This window comes from Corynebacterium sp. MSK044 (genome assembly GCF_030232825.1).
GTDB lineage: Bacteria > Actinomycetota > Actinomycetes > Mycobacteriales > Mycobacteriaceae > Corynebacterium.
The window spans coordinates 69,855-87,775 of the sequence record NZ_JASPJJ010000004.1 but is presented as its reverse complement, the minus strand read 5'-3'; the positions used below and the strand labels follow the sequence as shown (position 1 = coordinate 87,775).

The window sequence follows — 17,921 nt, the reverse complement described above, 5'->3', positions numbered from 1 at the left end:
TTGATGGAAGTGGTCCGGCTCCCCGATTGGCGCCGTTCCTATTTACTTAGACTGCTTCAGGGCCCCGTTTGGTTCCCTCACAATCCAAAATTGTGCAAAATATTTTTTCGCACGCGGCCTACCTGCACTTTTACGACACTATGGCGGGTTAAACCGAGCGGTGTTATTCGCCATCGTGCAGGCGGCCAGTTGAATAGTTGTGGGCGCGGTGCGACTGTGGCAGCCAATGGAGATCTGGTGGCCGTGCTCAGCCCAGGCGGCCCAGAGGGCTTCCGAACCGTCCGGAAGCAGGTGCCGGTAACGGATTGTTCCGTCCGCTCGTTCCAGCAGGGTGAGCTCAGGGTCTGCGCTGATTTCCTGCTCAATTTGATCCAGGACTGCTTCCGCCGGCACCCCATATAAAGGGTCCACCGCGAACTGGATGCGCAGGTCCGGGTCCGGGCCAGTAGCGCGCCACATGTCCTCATCCGGTGCAAGAGCAAAACCAGCCGGAAGTTCGACGCTCAGACCGTCTTGGCTCAAAGTCACGGTCTCTGGCGGAAGTGCCGGTGTACTAGGGCGTGGAGAAGAAGGAGCAGAAGACGCAGCAGGCGAAGAAGATGCAGCAACCGAGACAGGCGTAGGAGCTGCCGTTGACGCTCCCGTCACCCGCCCCATGACAAACCAGATCGCCACAGCACACAGCAGAATCACGACCCCGACCACACCAATAAGAACCAGGTTGACCCGTTGTTTCTTGTCCTGAACATCCAGGGTGGGGCGGGAAACAGTGACGGTGTCCCATTCGGAGGTGGCGGGATCGGGGGCGTCGACAAGCGAAGATGCTTCCACGTTGTACTCAGTGAGCAAGGCGCGAAGCTCTTCCACGAGGGCGTCCTCCGCGGCGACCTCAATGCGCACAGACGTGGAATGATCAGCCAGCAGCCCGCGGACGGAAGCGGCGATGTCGGTGGCGGACGGCTCATCGAAGCGATGCAGATTCGCGGCGCCGCTGAAGATCGCGCAGCCATCGGAGACGTCGATACGCAGCACGTGGCGTGGTTGATGGAGCGTGTGGGTCATGGGGTTTCCTCCCTCGCGGCGATCTGGATGGGGCCGGCATTGTCCCCGGCGCGGACGAGAATGCCGCGGCCCGGGTCGAGCGGGATCGGGCGTACGCCGAACAGTTGGCCTTCTTCGCGGTTGCCGGAGAAGATGACTGCGTCCGGCTGTTGGTCGCGCAGGGTGGATATGAATTGGGACAGCAGTGCGCGTGCTGCACCACCGAATTTGCGCGCCACAACAATGTGCAGACCAATGTCATGGGCGTGCGGCAGCAGGGGCATCAGCGGTTGGAGGTGTTCGGGTGGGAGGAGCTCGAAGTCGTCGATAAGCAGGTAAATGTCCGGGCCGGTCCACCACGAACGCGTGGCGAGCTGCTCCGCGGTGACATCCGCGCCGGGCAGACGTGCGGTGAGCGTGGCCGCCGTATCCGCGATCGCGGTACGCATCGCATCGGTGGAGCTGCCATACGCGGCGACCATCGTGTGCGGCGCGTGAGCAAGATGCGCACGACGTGGATCAAGCAACACGATGCGCGCATCCTCCCGCGGAAGTGACGCGACCTGCACAAAGACTGTCTCGATGAGCGTCGATTTACCGCATCCCGCCTCACCAATAGCCACGAGGTGCTGCGCATCCAGGTGGATCGGGCCAAGATCGCGCCCACCGCGCCCGAGCAGAATGCTTTCCGACGTCTCCTCCAACCCCACAAACCTTGGCAACACCTTCAGCTGCGGCACGGGCACCTGGTCCGCCGCCTGCGCAGCGACATGCGCGATGTCTTCCTTCGCGGTGAACGCGACGAGCATGTTTTGACCCTGCGGCGTGATGCCACGGCCGGGCAGCGCTGGCAGCTTTTCCTGCGCCTTGCGGTCGATGACGGAATCCATCGGTTCGGTGAGTTTGAACTCAATGCGAGTGCCCACCAGGTCGCGCACATTGGGGCGAATAGCGTTCCAGCGCTGGGTGGTGATCACGAGGTGAACGCCAGCGGCGGGACCTTCGGAAGCAATGCGTGCGAGGGAGTCGCGGAGGTCTTCCAGCTTCGAGTCAGGTGCGGTGAGTGAGTGCCAGCCGTCGATGACGAGAACGGTGTGGGCAGGCGAGTTGTCGGCGCGCGCGTTATCAATGAAGCCTTCCACCTCATCGATGACCCTGCGGACCCTCTCCTCATCGGTACGCTCAGCCACGCCGGCGACGTGGGGCAACGTTTCGAGCGCCTCGTGCTCGCCACTACCAGCGTCAATGATGTAGAAACCGACCTGGCTCGTGGTGTGGGTAGCTGCCATCGCGGTGACCAAGGTGCGCACCGCCATCGACTTGCCCGTTTGCGGACCACCTGCGAGAGCTACGTGACCACCCGCTGTTCCCACGTCACAGATGAAGGGGTCCTGGCGTTGGCGGTAGGGATCATCAACAAGCCCAATGCTCGCTGCGAGATCCCCGACTGGTTCGCACACATCGGGCAGGTTCACTCGTACCGGCAACGGTGGCAGCCAGATCTTCCGCGCCTGCTCCCCGCGCAGATCCGCGGCAGCTTGAGCGGCGCTGACAACCGCGTCAAGCAGCGTTGTCGAATCATCCACGGACATCTCCGGCGCTACGTCTGCCTCCCACCCGGTGAACACCCGCACGCCCGTGGGTGCTGCGACGCTATTCACACGACGCATCAGCGGACCGGAGACATAAGCGGCTTGGAAGCGCGTGACCTCACTCGACGCCGTTTTCAAGTAGCCGGAACCAGGATCTGCCGGCAGCTCGTAGGCATCCGGCACGCCCAATACCTGGCGTGATTCCGCCGCGGAGAACGTGCGCAGGCCAATCCGGTAGGACAAATGCGAATCGAGGCCACGCAGCTTCCCCTCCTCCAGACGCTGCGAAGCCAAAAGAAGATGCACGCCCAACGATCGGCCCAACCGGCCCACCGCGACAAACAACTCCGCGAAATCCGGGTGCTGCCCCAACAGTTCAGAGAACTCATCCACCACGATGAGCAGCGCCGGTAATGGCTCCAAGTCTGGGCGCGCCCCCATGCGGGCGGCGTTGTAGTCAGTGGCGTTGGCAAAATTGCCAGCCGCGCGCAGGAGCTCTTGGCGTCGATTCATCTCACCGGAGATCGCATCAAACATGCGCTCCACCAGCACCGCTTCATCTTCCAAGTTGGTGATCACGGCGGAGGTGTGTGGCAGCGCCTCACACCCCAAGAACGTGGCACCGCCTTTGAAGTCCACGAGGACAAAGTTCAGTTCACCCGGCGAATGCGTTGCGGCTAAAGCTGCAACGAGAGTCCGCAAAAGTTCCGATTTTCCGGACCCCGTAGCACCGATACACAGGCCATGCGGCCCCATTCCGCCGTGGGCAGATTCCTTCAAATCCAGGTAGACCGGCGCACCACTTGCGCCGGAGCCTTCCGTCCCGATGGGCACCATGAGTTTCAGGCGTGTTCCTTCCCGGCCCGGCCACATCGTTGTTGGGGTGAGTGATTCAACATCACCTAAGCCGAGAAGCTCCATCAGGTCGCCGCTGCCACTGCCGGTCGCGGAATCAGGCCGGCGATAAAAGGAAAGGTTGCGGGCGATGAATTCGGCGGCGGGGGTGGGGAAAACGTCGATAAGCCCAAGCTTTTCTTTTCCAGCTGCCGTGAGCGCATGCAGCTCCCCATCACACACGAGGTGCAGCGCATCGTCCTGGATAAGCGAGGTCTCCCCATCATGAACTGCGATAACACAATCGTGCGACGCCGCGATTGCCTCCGGCGAACCCGCCTCCACCACAGCCACAGTGAACACCGCGGACTCTGGATCTTTGGTGTGCGGGAGCCACTTCGCCCACTCGCAGCCCTCCGCCGCGATGTGCAGCCCCACCAGCTCCGGGCCATGGAAGAACGCCAATTGTGTGATGATGGACCGCGCCACATTCCTCGCATCCGGCCCCGTCAATGTCACCGCTGGGAAGGCCTCTAGCTGCACCACAACCGGCACCTGCGGGACAACACTGACCGCCGCAATCGTGCGGCGTAAACTCACCGCGCACACTGGATCGAGGTCTTCGGGGGAACCGGGATCGGGGACGTCGATAGGCGTGCTCATCCGCGTCACCCCCGTGCCCACCCGCACTTCGAGCGCCCGCGGGTGTTCCCGGCTACGCTCCCACACACGTTCCGCCGGAACCCCATTGACCAGTGCTTTCGGGTGGGGGTGAAAGTACTCAACATGCTCACGCTGCTGCGCGCCGTTCTCCCGCGCACGCGCCGCCAACGCGTCGAGGTGACGCAGGTACACCCGGCGCGACTCATCAATATCCCCCGCCTTCTCCGGCGGATTGAGCATGGTCAGAAGGCCCATGACCATCATGAGGGGAAACACCATCATCATCGGGCTCACGCCACGGCCAGACAGCGCCATGATGGCCACCATCGCGCCGATCGCCGCCACCATGACGATGGGCATGATCACCTTCATCAACGGCTCCGGCGGCCGACGCACCGCGAGCGGCACCGCCTCCGCGTCGAGCTTTCCTGCGGGCATGGGTGGTGCCGCATCAAGCGCATATTCCGCTTGCTCCCCCGCTTGCACAATGCGGACTGGGTCGTTGTCGAGCCCAAGCATAAACTTCCCCCCTTGTGAAAAGATCCCCCCGGATCTTCTGGCAACTAGAAGACCACAACTCTGGCGAGAATGCCAGTGCTTCCACCAAAATTATTCTCACCGGTGCACGTGTCCCCGGCGTGATGTACATTGTGGGCCACTGAGTTTTTAGTTTCTTGAGTTCTTGTTTGCGCGCGGGGGTGCGCTGGCAGGAACGGCAACAGGGGGGATTTTGTATGACGGCGCCGTCATTGCAGCCAGCCACATCATCGTCGCAGGTTGTGCGCGTATCTATCCGTGCGAATGCGGGTGCGTTTGCTCGTTCAATCGACGTGTCCGTGCCCACGTCCTCCTCATTCAGCGAGATCCTGCCGGAAATCGCCCGGCTCATTGACCTGCCGCAGATCAATCGCCCGTGGGAGTTCAGTACGGCCGCGGGTGCCCCGCTTGATCCGCACACAGCGCTCATGCACATGCGGTTGCGTGACGGCGCGGTGCTTACTCTGCGTCCGCATGAGCCAGTTGCCCCGCCAGTGGTACGCGATGCGGCGGAATCGCTCGCTGCTGACTCCGCACGATCCACGCCGCGTGGTGGGATTGACCTGCTGTTTTCTTTGACGGGCGCGGCAGGGGCTGGATTGCTGGTGGGTGTGTTTATGAACCCGCTCGCCGGGGTCGGTCTCGCGGCATTGTTGCTGCTTACCGTGGCTATCGTGGCCCGCTCACGGGTGCTGTTTCCTATCGCCGCCACCACCGCTGGGCTGGGCTGTGGTGCGTGGGTCGCCGGCATTAGCGACGGGCCCACGACGCTGCATCCACTCTCACCTGCTGTGGCTCTCGGTGCGCTGTCGGCGGTGGCTGTCACGTGTGTTTTGCTCGCCGGTGGTTCTGCGTTGAGGCTTGTCAGCCCTCGCTCTGGCGCCGGCTTAGTCACTGCCAGCTGCCTGGTGGTTGCTGGTGCGCTGGGAGCGTGGTTGCCGTCTACATACGCTCCCGCCGCGCTCATGGTTCTTGCCGGGCTCGCCGCTGTGATGGGCACACCCGCCGCCGCAACGCGTGCCGCGGGTCTGCGCATACCACGGGTTCCCACTGCTGGCCAGGAGTTTTCCATCGCGGACGATTACCAGGAGGATGTGGACGAACGCACGCACGTGGCGCGCCTTGTCGCCGACGGCATCAGCATCGGCGTCGCGGCCTGCACGGTTCCCGCGCTCATCCTGCTCGCCTTCGCCGCCTCCGCATGGGTCTGCGCACTGGGCATCACGCTCGCCGGCGCACTGCTCGTGCATGCCTCCCGCCATCATTCCAGCGCCCCGCGCCTCAGCCTCGGCCTCACTGCCGCCGTTGCTGCAGGTAGTGCAGTTCTCACCGTGTCGCTTATCGACGCCCCCCATACCGCCCTCATCGCCCTCACCATCCTCCTCACCACCGCCTGCGCCTCCGCCGCCATCTGGGCCCGGCGCATCCCGGAATTGGAGCCCACCACCTTGGTGTGGATCGAGCGCGCTGAGGCCGCCGCCATCATCGGGGTGATTCCGGTGGCGGTGTACCTCACTGGGATCTTCGACCTGATCCGGGGGTTGTAAGCATGCGGCGCACTGCTCATCTCATTGGTGTGGCTGCTCTGTTCTTTGGTGGCCTCGCCCACCTGCCGGCCGTGGCTCAGGCGCAGGACATTGCCTGCGCGGTAGCCGCCCCTGCTGCGGATGGCTCTGAAGGAGCCTACGACGTTGAGGGACTGGCGGAGCTTCGTCGATTAGCAACGGGCGCTGGCGTCAAAGTCGCCGTCATCGACACCGGCGTGGCCAGAAACCCCCAGCTTGACCAGCTGGCTCCTGGCGCGGATTTTGTCACGCCGGATGACCCGCAACCGTTTTTGGATTGCGACGTCCACGGCACTGTCGTCGCCGGCATCATCGCAGGAACTCAAGTGGGCATCGCCCCCGACGCAGAGATCCTGGCCATCCGGCAGTCCTCCGCGCACTACCGCGCACCACGGGATCCAGGGGAAAATGCTGCAGAGTTTGCGGCCGCCGGCACCGTGGAAACCCTGTCCCATGCCATCCACAATGCCCTTGATGAGGGCGCGCGGGTGATCAACATGTCCGTCGTGTCCTGCTTGGAACCGGCCGTGGCGCCGCGCGTGGACACCCGTGGGCTCGTCGACGCCTTGAACCGCGCGGAACATGACGGCGCCGTCGTCATCGCCGCTGCTGGCAACACTAACCCCGACTGCCCACCGGGGTCCATGGTTTTTCCTGCGCACTTTCCTACGGTGCTCGCCGTTGGTGCCCGCGCTGACACCCATACGCTCACGGACTACTCACTCCCAGTTCCAGATGGACACCTGCTCTTGTCCGCGCCAGGACGCCCCGCTATCGCGTTATCCCCTGGTCCTGATGTGTGGGCGACCGGCATAGCCGGCGACCGCGGCGCCATCCGGCCTTTCGAGGGCACCAGCTTCGCCGCCCCCGTCGTCAGCGGAACGGCCGCTTTGCTCAAGCAGCGCTACCCAGACGCCTCGGCCGCACAGATCCGCGCCATCATCGCCGCAGCCGCTGAACCATCCGGTGGTGCGGTCGACCCTTTGCACACGCTGACTTTCCTGGGAAACACCAGCCCCTTACACACGGAAAGCACACCGCTCGTGCTCACCCCGGAAGTGAAAACCCATTCACCGGCGCCACTACGGGCCGGCATCGTCCTGGGGGTCCTGATGGTGGCAGGTCTCCTGGTCACTGCGGTGGCATCAGCATCCCAAGCGTTTAGTAGGTCGCGGTCAACGCGGCTTCACGGTTCAACTCCGGGCCCGCGGGCAACAAGCGGATAATCGCCCACGGCACGCTCTCCGTGTGTGCTGCCCCGATGACGGCTAAGAGTTCCTGGTTGCTCACCTCATGGCGCTGCCCTTGTGCGGAAATAACGTGATAGCCAGTACCCGTATCCACGGCCACTGCCCCGGCATCCAAGCCACGGAACCACGCTGCGGGCGCATCCCCGGAGAGCTCCACTGTTCCGGCAGCGTCGTGGGGTTCAGCCGTGGCCACACGGCCAGTCTCCGTGGCGCATACCTCCACACCGTCAAGCGGTATCCACTGCGGCGCTTGTTCAGGAATGTCCAGTGGCATCGGCGGATCCGCGTCTGGGTAGGCGGCAATGGCCGAGGCCTTTGTCCGACTCACGTTCGCTCCTGCCTCCCCCAGTACATCCTTTTGTGTCTGTGTTACCTGCTGGATGCCACCATGAGGAGTAAGAATCCACGCTTCCGTCTCCGTCTCAAGGACTTCCGGCAACGGATCCGGCAGACGGATAGGTGGCAGTTCCCGCATGGCATTGAGCACACCATCCGCTTCCCCGACCTCCCAGCGGGGTGTGGAGGCATCAATTCCGAGGGTACGGCGCAGAACCCGGGACTCCGGATCCGTGGCCGCGGGCAGTTTGGCGCGGCCGGCGGCGGTCAGGAGCCACTCTTCCCCCTCGTAAAGCGCCACGATCCCTTGCTCCGGTCCAAGCTCCCGGACGGAGGATCCTGCTGTAACAGTGATCCCCCTTGCGCCACCAGTGTCCACGCACGCAGACCACGCCGCATCCTCGCTCTCCGCCGGCGCGAACATCGCCGGTGCCGTGGGCAGTCCCACCGGCACGCCACGAGGCAAGGCCGCCAGACGCTCATCCCCGATTCGCTGTGGTTCTTCCGGCGCACCAGCGATGAGCCGGGCAGAGGTCAAGTTGGTCACAGGGTGAACGGTCTCCCCAACGCGGACGTACAGTGCACCGTCCGTCGCCCGCAAAATCGCTGCGGTACCCGGATCCGGGTTCGGTCGCAGCCACGCAAACAGCCCACAACCAGCTGCGATGAGAGCCACTGCTATCACCCCGAAGATCGCCGACCTGCGCCGTGAGGCCAACGGGTCATGGATCATACGGATGTCACCGTAGATCAGTCCATGCTCCACGCGCCGTCGCATAAAACGGTGACCAGAGACCTGCGATCGCGTTGTGGGAAGCAGCCTTTGTGCCCCCGATTGTTTGTTCTTGTCCGTGCCCACCGGCACATCCTCCCCCTAGCAGTGTTAATCCCCCAGCGCGTCCCACCCCGTGCGGGCGCGCAACTGCCCTCAAAGTCTAGGTCTCTCCACGCGTGGTCACAACCGCTACTCGACGAAAGGTTTCCGCGCAGGCACCTCGGAGGCATCCCGCCGGTCGCGTGTCACCGCGGCGCGCGCTGCCAATTCATCGTCCGCCGGGTAGTCCACGCCGACCAGTGTGAGGCCGCGGGCGGGGGCGAGGCGGACGTGGGGAGAGCGGGCGTCGATAAGCAAAAGCCCTTGAACCCAGTCTGCGGGCTGTTGTCCAGCACCCACGTCGAGACAACTGGCCACGAGTGCCCGCACCATATGCCAGCAAAAAGCGTCCGCGGTGATCGTGGCTTCGTAAAGCTCCGGCTCCTCCTCCGTGGACACATCGGCCCAGGTGAACAAATGGACATCGCGGATCGTCGTCGCGTGCGGGCGCGGTTTACAAAACGCCGCGAAATCGTGCAGGCCCACCAGCGCCGTGGCTGCCTGTTGCACCGCATCAAGGTCGATCTTCTTCGGCCACACCGCAGTATCGCGCACGCGCAGTGGCGACGCGCCCGCCTCCGCCGTGGTCACTCGGTACCGATAGGTGCGGGTCAGCGCCGAAAATCGCGCGTCGAAGCCAACTGGTGCCTCCGTCACGCGAGTCACCCTCACATCCGGATCCAACAGCTTTGCTAATCGACGCACCAACCTCCCCGCATCCCCCTCAATCGAACGCTGCTCCAAGCTCGCGCGGGGAATGTCAGCGTGCGCGACCTGACCCGCGGCGTGCACCCCGGCATCCGTACGACCAGCGACAGTGAGCTCAACCGGGTAGCGCAAGACGAGGCTCAACGCATCCTCCAGAACACCCTGCACGGTGCGGACCTCCTGCCCATCGGCCGGCTTCTGGCGTGCCCAACCGTGGAAATCCGTGCCGTCATACGCGATATCAAACCGGAGCCGCATCATCTCGTCTGCCTTCTCCGAGGGCACACCAGGCTCCTGAATGCCTGCAGATGCACCTGTCCCTGTGTTCATGGCTTCCACCATAAAGCCCACGGTTAGTCGCGTTTGAAATCGCCTGATAAACCCGCAGGTCACGTGGTGGCTATGTGGCTTATGTGATTAGGAAACCATACGCGACTAACCAACCCAGAAACCCAGGAACTCCGGCACACAAAAGCACCCGCTCCCCCATGAAAGGGAACGGGTGCTGGGCGCTGACAGGTGCGGGAGCTTTACTCCTCGTCCTCAGCCTTGTCCTCAGCCGGGGTCTCCTCGACCTTCTCCTCGGACGCAGCCTCCTCAGCCTCTTCAGCCTCAGCCTCTTCAGCCTCAGCCTCTTCAGCCTCGGCTTCAGCCTCTGCGGCCTTCTCCTTGGATGCGGCAGCGCGGGTAGCGCGGGTTGCCTCGGCGGTCACGGTCTCCTCGAGAACGAGGGAGATGTTGGCCATCGGGGCGTTGTCACCCTTGCGGTTTTCCAGCTTGATGATGCGGGTGTAGCCGCCATCGCGGTTCTCAAACAGCGGTGCAAGCTCGTTGAACAGGTATGCAACGACATCCTTGTTCGGGATCTCAGCAGCCACTGCACGACGGTCGTTGACCGTGCCGGACTTCGCCTTGGTGATCAGCTTCTCTGCATACGGGCGCAGAACCTTCGCCTTAGCGTTGGTGGTGTTGATGGAGCCGTTTGCGAACAGTTGGCTAGCCAGGTTGGACAGAATGTGCTTCTGGTGCCCAGCCGAGCCGCCGAGACGCGGGCCCTTCTTCGGGGTAGGCATTGTTACTCCTCGTGTGGTTTATAAGTGTGTGCTCGAGTGTGTGCTCAGTGCTTTACTCGGCGTCATCCAGTCCGCCGTCGACAAAGTCGCCGGTCTCAGCGTCGTAGCCTTCAATCTGCGTGGGATCAAAGTCTTCCGGTGCGTCCTTGAGGGTGAGCCCCAGGGATGCCAGCTTGATCTTGACCTCATTGATGGACTTCTGACCGAAGTTACGGATGTCCAGCAGATCAGACTCGGAGCACTCAGCGAGTTCGCCGACGGTGTGGATTTCCTGGCGCTTCAGGCAGTTGTAGGAGCGCACAGAGAAGTTCAGGTCCTCAATCGGCATGTTGTAGGCCGCGATGAACTCCGTCTCCTGCGGGGACGGGCCGATCTCAATGCCCTCGGCGGCGGTGTTCAGCTCGCGTGCGAGGCCGAACAGTTCAACCAGGGTGGAGCCAGCGGACGCGAGAGCGTCGCGGGCGGTCATGGAGTTCTTGGTCTCCACATCGATGATCAGCTTGTCAAAGTCGGTGCGCTGCTCAACACGCGTTGCCTCAACCTTGTAGGAAACCTTCAGCACCGGCGAGTAGATCTGGTCGACTGGGATACGGCCGATCTCGCCACCGGAGTTGGGCATTGCCGGAACGTAGCCACGGCCACGCTCAACGACGAGTTCCATCTCCAGCCGCGCGTTCTCATTCAGAGACGCGATGTGCAGATCCGGGTTGTGCACGGTGACATCTGCCGGCAGATCAATGTCTGCGGCGGTGACGTCAGCCGGGCCTTCCTTGGACAGGTACATGACCACCGGCTCGTCAGATTCGGAGGACAGAACCAGGTCCTTGACGTTGAGGATGATCTCGGAAACGTTTTCCTTCACACCATTGATCGTGGTGAACTCGTGGAGCACACCGTCGATTTTGATGGATGTCACCGCTGCGCCCGGGATAGACGACAGCAGAGTACGACGAAGCGAGTTGCCCAGGGTGTAGCCGAAACCAGGCTCGAGAGGCTCGATGACGAACTTCGAACGGTTGGTATCGATGTACTCCTCGGACAGTTGAGGACGCTGTGAGATGAGCATTGAACTTCTCCTTTATCGGCGACCGCTATATGACGCCGGTAGGTTCTTACGGCAAACACCGCCAGAACGGGAAAGTGGATGGATGCGCCGGGTAGCGAATCCTGTTGTTTTACTTCGAGTAAAGCTCGACGATGAGCTGCTCCTGCAGCGGAACGTCGATCTGAGCGCGCTCGGGCAGCTGGTGCACGAGGATGCGCAGGGTCTCAGGAACGACCTGCAGCCACGCCGGAACGACAGCATCGACCAGGTTGTCCTGGGCCTCTTCGAACCACAGCATGTTGCGGGACTTCTCGCGGACATCGATGATGTCGTACTGGGTCACGCGGTAAGAAGGCACGTTGGTCTTCTTGCCGTTCACGGTGAAGTGACCGTGGGACACCAGCTGGCGTGCCTGGCGGCGGGTGCGTGCCAGACCAGCGCGGTACACAACGTTGTCCAGACGGGACTCCAGAAGAATCAGCAGGTTGTCACCGGTCTTACCCGGGAGGCGGTTAGCCTCCTCGTAGTAGCGGCGGAACTGCTTCTCCATCACGCCGTAGGTGAAGCGAGCTTTCTGCTTCTCCTGCAGCTGGAGCAGGTACTCAGATTCCTTGATGCGAGCGCGGCCAGCCTGCCCCGGAGGGTACGGGCGACGCTCGAAGGACATGTCGCCGCCGACGAGGTCGACGCGGAGGCGACGGGATTTACGGGTAGCAGGGCCTGTATAACGAGCCATGATGTGTTACCTCTATTCCTTTCTGCCTAGTTAAACGCGACGACGCTTCGGCGGACGGCAACCGTTGAACGGCTGCGGCGTCACGTCGGAGATCGAGGACACCTCCAGGCCGGCGGCCTGGATGGAACGGATTGCGGTCTCGCGGCCGGAGCCCGGACCCTTGACAAAGATGTCAACCTTCTTCATGCCGTGGTCCATTGCCTTGCGGGCAGCGTTCTCAGCAGCCATCTGCGCAGCGAACGGAGTGGACTTACGGGAACCCTTGAAGCCGACGTGGCCGGAGGATGCCCAGGAGATAACAGCACCGCTCGGGTCCGTGATGGTCACGATGGTGTTGTTGAAGGTGGACTTGATGTACGCGTGGCCGTTGGCCACGTTCTTCTTAACGACGCGGCGACCAGTGCGACGCGCGCCGGAACGAGTCTTAGGAGCCATGAATTACTTCTTCTTTCCTGCGATGGTCTTCTTCGGTCCCTTACGGGTGCGCGCATTGGTCTTGGTGCGCTGGCCGCGGACGGGAAGACCGCGACGGTGGCGCAGGCCCTGGTAAGAGCCAATTTCGATCTTGCGACGGATGTCAGCCTGAACTTCGCGGCGGAGGTCACCCTCTACCTTCCAGGAGCTCTCGATGACATCACGAAGAGCAGCAACCTGATCATCGGTCAGGTTGTCAGTGCGCAGGTCGGGAGAAATACCAGTCTTCTCCAACAATTCCTTGGAACGGGCTGGGCCGATTCCGTAAATGTAGGTAAGTGCGACCTCCATGCGCTTGTTGCGCGGCAGGTCAACACCAGCAAGACGTGCCATGTGGTACGTACCTTTCAGGTTGTTTCGGTGGTTTTCTCCCTACTCGTCCGCGCCACGCGACGCTTGTGTCCGGACCATACCGGACTATTGGGTCGTGATTCACGCGGCTCCAGCCACCGCAGCCGGAGGTGAGAAGACACACCCACCTTGGGGTATGCCGTGAATAAGGAGGCTTAAAGGTTTACTTGTAGCGGTAGACGATACGTCCGCGTTCCAGGTCGTATGGGGAAAGCTCCACGACAACCCGGTCTTCAGGGAGAATGCGGATGTAGTGCTGGCGCATCTTGCCACTGATGTGAGCGAGAACTTCGTGCCCGTTGTCCAGCTCGACACGGAACATTGCGTTCTTCAAGGGCTCGACAATGCGGCCCTCAACCTCGATTGCGCCTTCTTTAGCCATACACTCCGCTTTCCCGGCACCATGTTTGATGCGGTGAAACCGCTGGTACCTAACGTATTTGAGTCAACTGCTTGGAGCATGCAGCACAAAGCTACACACCGTTTGACAACTATAGCCATCTACCTGCGGTAAAGCAAAACCAAAGGCCCGTGGACGACCTGCATTGTTGGTCGCCCGACGGGCCCTCACACCTAGCGGAAACTAGAACACGTGAACCTGGTCACCGATGCGCAGAGTGTTGAAGTAGTGCTGAGCATCACCCCTGTACATGCGGATGCAGCCAGCAGACTTGATCGACGGATCACCTTGGTGGAACGCGATGCCGTTGTACGTGAAGTAGGTAGCAAACGGCATGGGGGCGTTGTCGAATTCGTAGGAAATCTCATCGCGCACCTTGCGGTTGACGTGGTGGAAGCCCTTCGGGGTGTCCTGCCCCGGCTTGCCGGAGGCCATGCGGACTGGCCCGTAGGTGATCTTGCCGTTGTCCTGGAGCCAGGTGCGCTGGTTGACAATATCCACGCAAGCTCGGGCGGACGGAGCGCAGCCAGCTGGCTGGTTCGGTGCGGGCGCTGGAGCCGGTGCGGGCGCTGGAGCCGGTGCAGGCGCCGGGCGTGGAGTGCGCTCAGCAATCAGACCGGGAGCTATGCCCTCAACGAGGCGGTCAATGTCGGCGTGGAACTGCTGCTCCTGCGCCTTGTTGCCGCCTGCCAGTGCGGTAGCCTGCGCGCGCAGCGCGTTACGCACATCCCACACGGCGTTGCGTGCGTTGTTGTTCATGGTCATCGAGGCAGCCTGGAGGCTACGCTCCGCCTGCTGGAGGAACGGGCTGGAGCTGCTCACGTTCGAGGAAAGGGACTGTGCCTCGGCTGTCACGGGTGTGGCAAGGAGGCCGATGGCCAGGCCGGCCACAGCGACGAGGGAGCCGAATCGGCGCGCTTTCTTCAGGAGCAGGTTATTTTCGTGCATGCGGAAAGTATAACTGTCAAAGCGCCAAATACAGGAACGGCGCGTTATGCGCTGCGCGGGGTGAGAATGCGCGGACCGTCGTCTGTTGCGGCGACGGTGTGTTCCCAGTGGGCTGCGGGCGAGCCGTCTGCTGTGACCACAGTCCAGTCGTCTTCCAGCACGTAAGAATCAGTTTCCCCGCCCAGAATGAGCATCGGCTCAATGGCGAGCACAGAACCAGCTTGAATGTGTGGTCCGCGGCCTGGGCGGCCCTCGTTTTCCAAGTAAGGATCTTGGTGCATGGTCCGACCAATGCCGTGGCCACCGTAGCCCGCCAGAATGCCCAGCTTCACACCAAAGGTCACTTCGGCTTCGCGGGTGGCGCGTTCGAGGGCATGGGAGACGTCGGTAAGCCTATTGCCCGGGATCATCGCCTGGAGCCCGCCAAGAAGCACAGCGCGTGTTGCGCGATTGAGCTTATCGACGTCCTCCGCCACCTCCCCCACCCCAAAACTCCACGCCGAATCCCCAACCCAACCGTCTAGGGTCGCACCACAGTCGATGGAGACAAGATCGCCTTCCTTGAGCACCGTATCGGCGGAGGGAATACCGTGAACAACAACCTCATTGACTGAGGCACAGACAGAACCGGGGAAACCCTGGTAGCCCTTGAACGTTGGAATCGCACCGTGGTCACGGATCACTTGTTCGGCAATCGCATCCAACTCCTGGGTGGTCACACCTGGGGCGGCAGCTTCGCGTACGGCCGTGAGGGCGTGACCGACGATCCGGCCGGCGGCTTCCATGGCATCGAGCTCGCCCGGTGTCTTCGCAGCGATAGTCTTCTTACGTCCGAACAGCATTGTGTGGTCCCTTCCTTCAAAAAGAGAAGCGCTGGCCTAATTGTGGCCAGCGCTCATCTCTTCGGCAAGTTACTTACCCAGTTTCTCCATCGTGCGGGCGTTAACCTGCTCAACGTCACCGTCAGCATCAATGTTGATCAGGGCGTCGCCGTAGTGGTCAATCAGCGGAGCAGTCTCATCACGGTAGACCTGCAGGCGGGTGCGAATGGTGTCCTCATTGTCATCCGCGCGACCACGGGCCAGCATGCGGCCCACCACCGTGTCCTCGTCGACCTGGAAGTTGATCACACCATCGAGCTTCTGCTCTTGGGAGTTCAGCAGCTTCTTTAGGATCTCAGCCTGCTCAACGGTGCGCGGGAAGCCGTCCAGAAGCCAACCATTCTGGGCATCGGCTTCAGCCAGGCGCTCCTCCACCATGCGAGCAGTCACCGAGGTGGGAACGAGTTTGCCGGCGTCGATGTACTCCTTCGCCTCTACACCCAGCGGGGTTCCCTCACCAATATTGGCGCGGAACAGGTCACCGGTGGAGATGTGCGGGATACCGAGCTTCTCCGAAATGATCGCTGCCTGGGTGCCCTTACCGGCACCGGGAGGGCCGAGGAGTACAAGTCGCATTATTTCAACAGTCCTTCGTAGTTGGATTGCAGGAGTTGGGATTCAATTTGCTTCACCGTGGTCAGGGCCACGGACACCATAATCAGAATAGCCGTACCACCGAACGCGGACATGCCGCCACCGCCGGCACCACCAAGGCCCATATCAAGGGCGATGTTCGGCAGGATGGCAATCAGGCCGAGGTAGATTGCACCGACGAACAGCAAACGGTTCATCACAAACGCGAGGTACTGCGCAGTCGGACGGCCCGGACGAATACCGGGGATGAAGCCGCCGTACTTCTTCATGTTGTCTGCTTGCTCGTACGGGTCGTACTGAATGGACACGTAGAAGTAAGAGAAGAAGATGATCAGCGCGAAGTAGGTCAAAATGTACTGCCAGGAAGCCGGGTTCTGCAGCCACGCCATGACGGTGGACATCCACCAGTTATCCGGAGGGGTCGGCTTATTGGAGTTCACAATCTGAGTGATCAGAACCGGAACGTACATGAGGGAGGACGCGAAGATCACCGGGATCACGCCTGCCTGGTTCACCTTCAGCGGCAGGTAGGTAGAGGTACCACCGTACTGGCGGCGACCAACCATACGCTTGGCGTATTGGACTGGGATGCGGCGCTGCCCCTGCTCGATGAACACGATGCCCACGACAAGGAAGATCACGGCAGCGACCACCACTGCGAAGATCAATGGACCGGACTGGCGGAGAATGTTCGCACCATCGGTAGGTAGGCGGGTAGCAATACCGGCGAAGATAAGCAGGGACATACCATTGCCCACGCCCTTCTCCGTGATGATCTCACCGAGCCACATGATCAGAACGGCACCGGAGGTCATCACAATGACCATCATGGCCAGTGTCCACACCGTACGGTCCTCAACCAGGACGGGCACACCTTGGCCGAGCAGCTGCTCACGGTCCGCCAGAGCCACGATGCCCGCGGACTGCAGCAGAGCAAGCGCCACCGTGAGGTAGCGCGTATACTGCATCATCTTGGCCTGGCCAGCCTGGCCTTCCTTCTTCAGCTCCTCAAACCGCGGAATCACCACGGTGAGCAGCTGCGTGATAATGGATGCGGTGATGTACGGCATGATGCCGATAGCAAACACCGACAACTGCAGTAGCGCACCGCCGGAGAACAGGCTGATCACCGAGAAGATGTTGCCTTGATCACCGGCAGCGAGGGCGCGGAGACGCTCGGCGATAATGCCGTAATCAACTCCCGGCGTCGGGATTTGCGCGCCAATGCGGTAGAGGATGATCAGGGCTAGCGTGATCAAGATCTTCTTGCGAAGATCAACATCCTTGAACGCCTGGACAATGGTGGACACGTGGCCTCCTGGCTTATCCCGTGAGACTTAAGCCCCACGGCGATAGCGGACAGTAGATAACGTAATTGACTTGTCTACCCTAGCAGGTGTGCGTCAAAAACACTGATTCCGGTGGCAGGTAAGGGTGCATCCCGGTGGGCGTCGAAAAGCAAGCTTGCGTTTGAACGCAAAAATCCCCGCATGAGATGAGCAGATGCCCTCTCATGCGGGGAGAAAACTAGGAGTGAGAAACTACTTCTCCTCGCCAGCCTTCACAGTTGCCTCCGTGGTGGAACCACCAGCAGCGGTGATCTTCTCCACCGCAGACTTGGAGAACTTCTCGGCGGTGACATCCAGCTTGACGCTGATCTCGCCGTCGCCCAGGACCTTCACCGGCTGGTTCTTGCGCACAAGACCAGCAGCGACGAGGTCTGCAACGGCGACGGTGCCACCCTTCGGGAACGCCTTTGCCAGGTCGGAAACGTTGACCACCTGGTAGACGATCTTGTTCGGGTTCTTGAAGCCCTTGAGCTTCGGCAGACGCATGTGCAGCGGCATCTGGCCACCCTCGAAAGCAGCGGAAACCTGCTTACGAGCCTTGGTGCCCTTCGTACCGCGGCCAGCGGTCTTACCCTTGGAAGCCTCACCGCGGCCGACGCGGGTCTTGGCCTTGTTAGCGCCCTCAGCCGGGCGCAGATCATGGAGCTTGATTACTTCAGCCATGGTTTAT

Annotated in this window: 17 protein-coding genes; 2 read left to right on the top strand and 15 right to left on the bottom strand. The window is 61.7% G+C overall.

Annotated features, from left to right (window positions below; translation table 11 throughout):
- Positions 1–138 precede the first annotated feature (138 nt).
- Positions 139–1,062: a type VII secretion-associated protein gene (locus tag QP994_RS04010; protein ID WP_284865465.1), complete on the bottom strand. Its 924-nt coding sequence runs from the start codon at positions 1,060–1,062 to the stop codon at positions 139–141.
- Complete coding sequence (gene eccCa, locus QP994_RS04005) at positions 1,059–4,649, bottom strand: type VII secretion protein EccCa (RefSeq protein WP_284865464.1); 3,591 nt, start codon at positions 4,647–4,649, stop codon at positions 1,059–1,061. The genes QP994_RS04010 and eccCa overlap by 4 nt, the downstream gene beginning before the upstream one ends.
- Positions 4,650–4,864: 215 nt before the next feature.
- Between eccCa and eccD the strand changes: the two genes are divergently transcribed.
- Positions 4,865–6,214, top strand: a complete 1,350-nt coding sequence (eccD, locus tag QP994_RS04000) for a type VII secretion integral membrane protein EccD (protein ID WP_284865463.1) — start codon at positions 4,865–4,867, stop codon at positions 6,212–6,214.
- 2 nt (positions 6,215–6,216) lie between these two features.
- Complete coding sequence (locus QP994_RS03995; RefSeq protein WP_284865462.1) at positions 6,217–7,458, top strand: S8 family serine peptidase; 1,242 nt, start codon at positions 6,217–6,219, stop codon at positions 7,456–7,458.
- On the opposite strand, the gene eccB is transcribed toward QP994_RS03995, so the two are convergent.
- The 13 genes from eccB to rplO all read right to left on the bottom strand — a co-directional run bounded on the left by eccB (position 7,394) and on the right by rplO (position 17,914).
- Positions 7,394–8,677, bottom strand: a complete 1,284-nt coding sequence (gene eccB / locus QP994_RS03990) for a type VII secretion protein EccB (RefSeq protein WP_284865461.1) — start codon at positions 8,675–8,677, stop codon at positions 7,394–7,396. The genes QP994_RS03995 and eccB overlap by 65 nt on opposite strands.
- A 105-nt stretch (positions 8,678–8,782) precedes the next feature.
- Complete coding sequence (truA, locus tag QP994_RS03985) at positions 8,783–9,730, bottom strand: tRNA pseudouridine(38-40) synthase TruA (protein WP_284865460.1); 948 nt, start codon at positions 9,728–9,730, stop codon at positions 8,783–8,785.
- A 200-nt stretch (positions 9,731–9,930) separates the two neighbouring features.
- Positions 9,931–10,473, bottom strand: a complete 543-nt coding sequence (gene rplQ / locus QP994_RS03980) for a 50S ribosomal protein L17 (protein WP_284865459.1) — start codon at positions 10,471–10,473, stop codon at positions 9,931–9,933.
- A 52-nt stretch (positions 10,474–10,525) separates the two neighbouring features.
- Positions 10,526–11,539, bottom strand: a complete 1,014-nt coding sequence (locus QP994_RS03975) for a DNA-directed RNA polymerase subunit alpha (protein ID WP_034664216.1) — start codon at positions 11,537–11,539, stop codon at positions 10,526–10,528.
- A gap of 109 nt (positions 11,540–11,648) precedes the next feature.
- Positions 11,649–12,254 carry a 30S ribosomal protein S4 gene (gene rpsD / locus QP994_RS03970; protein WP_284855817.1) on the bottom strand — a complete coding sequence of 202 codons (606 nt, stop codon included), beginning with the start codon at positions 12,252–12,254 and terminating at the stop codon, positions 11,649–11,651.
- A 30-nt stretch (positions 12,255–12,284) separates the two neighbouring features.
- Complete coding sequence (gene rpsK / locus QP994_RS03965) at positions 12,285–12,689, bottom strand: 30S ribosomal protein S11 (protein ID WP_034664220.1); 405 nt, start codon at positions 12,687–12,689, stop codon at positions 12,285–12,287.
- A gap of 3 nt (positions 12,690–12,692) precedes the next feature.
- Complete coding sequence (gene rpsM / locus QP994_RS03960; protein ID WP_034664222.1) at positions 12,693–13,061, bottom strand: 30S ribosomal protein S13; 369 nt, start codon at positions 13,059–13,061, stop codon at positions 12,693–12,695.
- 181 nt (positions 13,062–13,242) lie between these two features.
- Complete coding sequence (gene infA / locus QP994_RS03955) at positions 13,243–13,461, bottom strand: translation initiation factor IF-1 (protein ID WP_034664224.1); 219 nt, start codon at positions 13,459–13,461, stop codon at positions 13,243–13,245.
- A 201-nt stretch (positions 13,462–13,662) separates the two neighbouring features.
- Positions 13,663–14,427, bottom strand: a complete 765-nt coding sequence (locus QP994_RS03950) for a L,D-transpeptidase (protein WP_284865458.1) — start codon at positions 14,425–14,427, stop codon at positions 13,663–13,665.
- A 44-nt stretch (positions 14,428–14,471) separates the two neighbouring features.
- Positions 14,472–15,269, bottom strand: a complete 798-nt coding sequence (gene map, locus QP994_RS03945; protein ID WP_284855819.1) for a type I methionyl aminopeptidase — start codon at positions 15,267–15,269, stop codon at positions 14,472–14,474.
- A 69-nt stretch (positions 15,270–15,338) separates the two neighbouring features.
- Positions 15,339–15,884, bottom strand: a complete 546-nt coding sequence (locus tag QP994_RS03940) for an adenylate kinase (protein ID WP_284865457.1) — start codon at positions 15,882–15,884, stop codon at positions 15,339–15,341.
- Entirely contained in the window at positions 15,884–17,212 is a 1,329-nt protein-coding gene (gene secY, locus QP994_RS03935; RefSeq protein ID WP_284855821.1) for a preprotein translocase subunit SecY, read from the bottom strand. The genes QP994_RS03940 and secY overlap by 1 nt, the downstream gene beginning before the upstream one ends.
- A gap of 231 nt (positions 17,213–17,443) precedes the next feature.
- Entirely contained in the window at positions 17,444–17,914 is a 471-nt protein-coding gene (gene rplO, locus QP994_RS03930; RefSeq protein WP_284855822.1) for a 50S ribosomal protein L15, read from the bottom strand.
- Positions 17,915–17,921 lie beyond the last annotated feature (7 nt).

Excerpts from the sequence above, each read along its gene's own strand:
- rpsD (WP_284855817.1), bottom strand. The coding sequence starts at position 12,254 with ATGGCTCGTTATACAGGCCCTGCTACCCGTAAATCCCGTCGCCTCCGC.
- QP994_RS03950 (WP_284865458.1), bottom strand. The coding sequence starts at position 14,427 with ATGCACGAAAATAACCTGCTCCTGAAGAAAGCGCGCCGATTCGGCTCC.
- rplQ (WP_284865459.1), bottom strand. The coding sequence starts at position 10,473 with ATGCCTACCCCGAAGAAGGGCCCGCGTCTCGGCGGCTCGGCTGGGCAC.
- rplO (WP_284855822.1), bottom strand. The coding sequence starts at position 17,914 with ATGGCTGAAGTAATCAAGCTCCATGATCTGCGCCCGGCTGAGGGCGCT.
- map (WP_284855819.1), bottom strand. The coding sequence starts at position 15,269 with ATGCTGTTCGGACGTAAGAAGACTATCGCTGCGAAGACACCGGGCGAG.
- QP994_RS03975 (WP_034664216.1), bottom strand. The coding sequence starts at position 11,539 with ATGCTCATCTCACAGCGTCCTCAACTGTCCGAGGAGTACATCGATACC.
- eccD (WP_284865463.1), top strand. The coding sequence starts at position 4,865 with ATGACGGCGCCGTCATTGCAGCCAGCCACATCATCGTCGCAGGTTGTG.
- infA (WP_034664224.1), bottom strand. The coding sequence starts at position 13,461 with ATGGCTAAAGAAGGCGCAATCGAGGTTGAGGGCCGCATTGTCGAGCCC.
- rpsM (WP_034664222.1), bottom strand. The coding sequence starts at position 13,061 with ATGGCACGTCTTGCTGGTGTTGACCTGCCGCGCAACAAGCGCATGGAG.
- QP994_RS03995 (WP_284865462.1), top strand. The coding sequence starts at position 6,217 with ATGCGGCGCACTGCTCATCTCATTGGTGTGGCTGCTCTGTTCTTTGGT.
- QP994_RS04010 (WP_284865465.1), bottom strand. The coding sequence starts at position 1,062 with ATGACCCACACGCTCCATCAACCACGCCACGTGCTGCGTATCGACGTC.
- QP994_RS03940 (WP_284865457.1), bottom strand. The coding sequence starts at position 15,884 with ATGCGACTTGTACTCCTCGGCCCTCCCGGTGCCGGTAAGGGCACCCAG.
- rpsK (WP_034664220.1), bottom strand. The coding sequence starts at position 12,689 with ATGGCTCCTAAGACTCGTTCCGGCGCGCGTCGCACTGGTCGCCGCGTC.
- truA (WP_284865460.1), bottom strand. The coding sequence starts at position 9,730 with ATGAACACAGGGACAGGTGCATCTGCAGGCATTCAGGAGCCTGGTGTG.
- eccCa (WP_284865464.1), bottom strand. The coding sequence starts at position 4,649 with ATGCTTGGGCTCGACAACGACCCAGTCCGCATTGTGCAAGCGGGGGAG.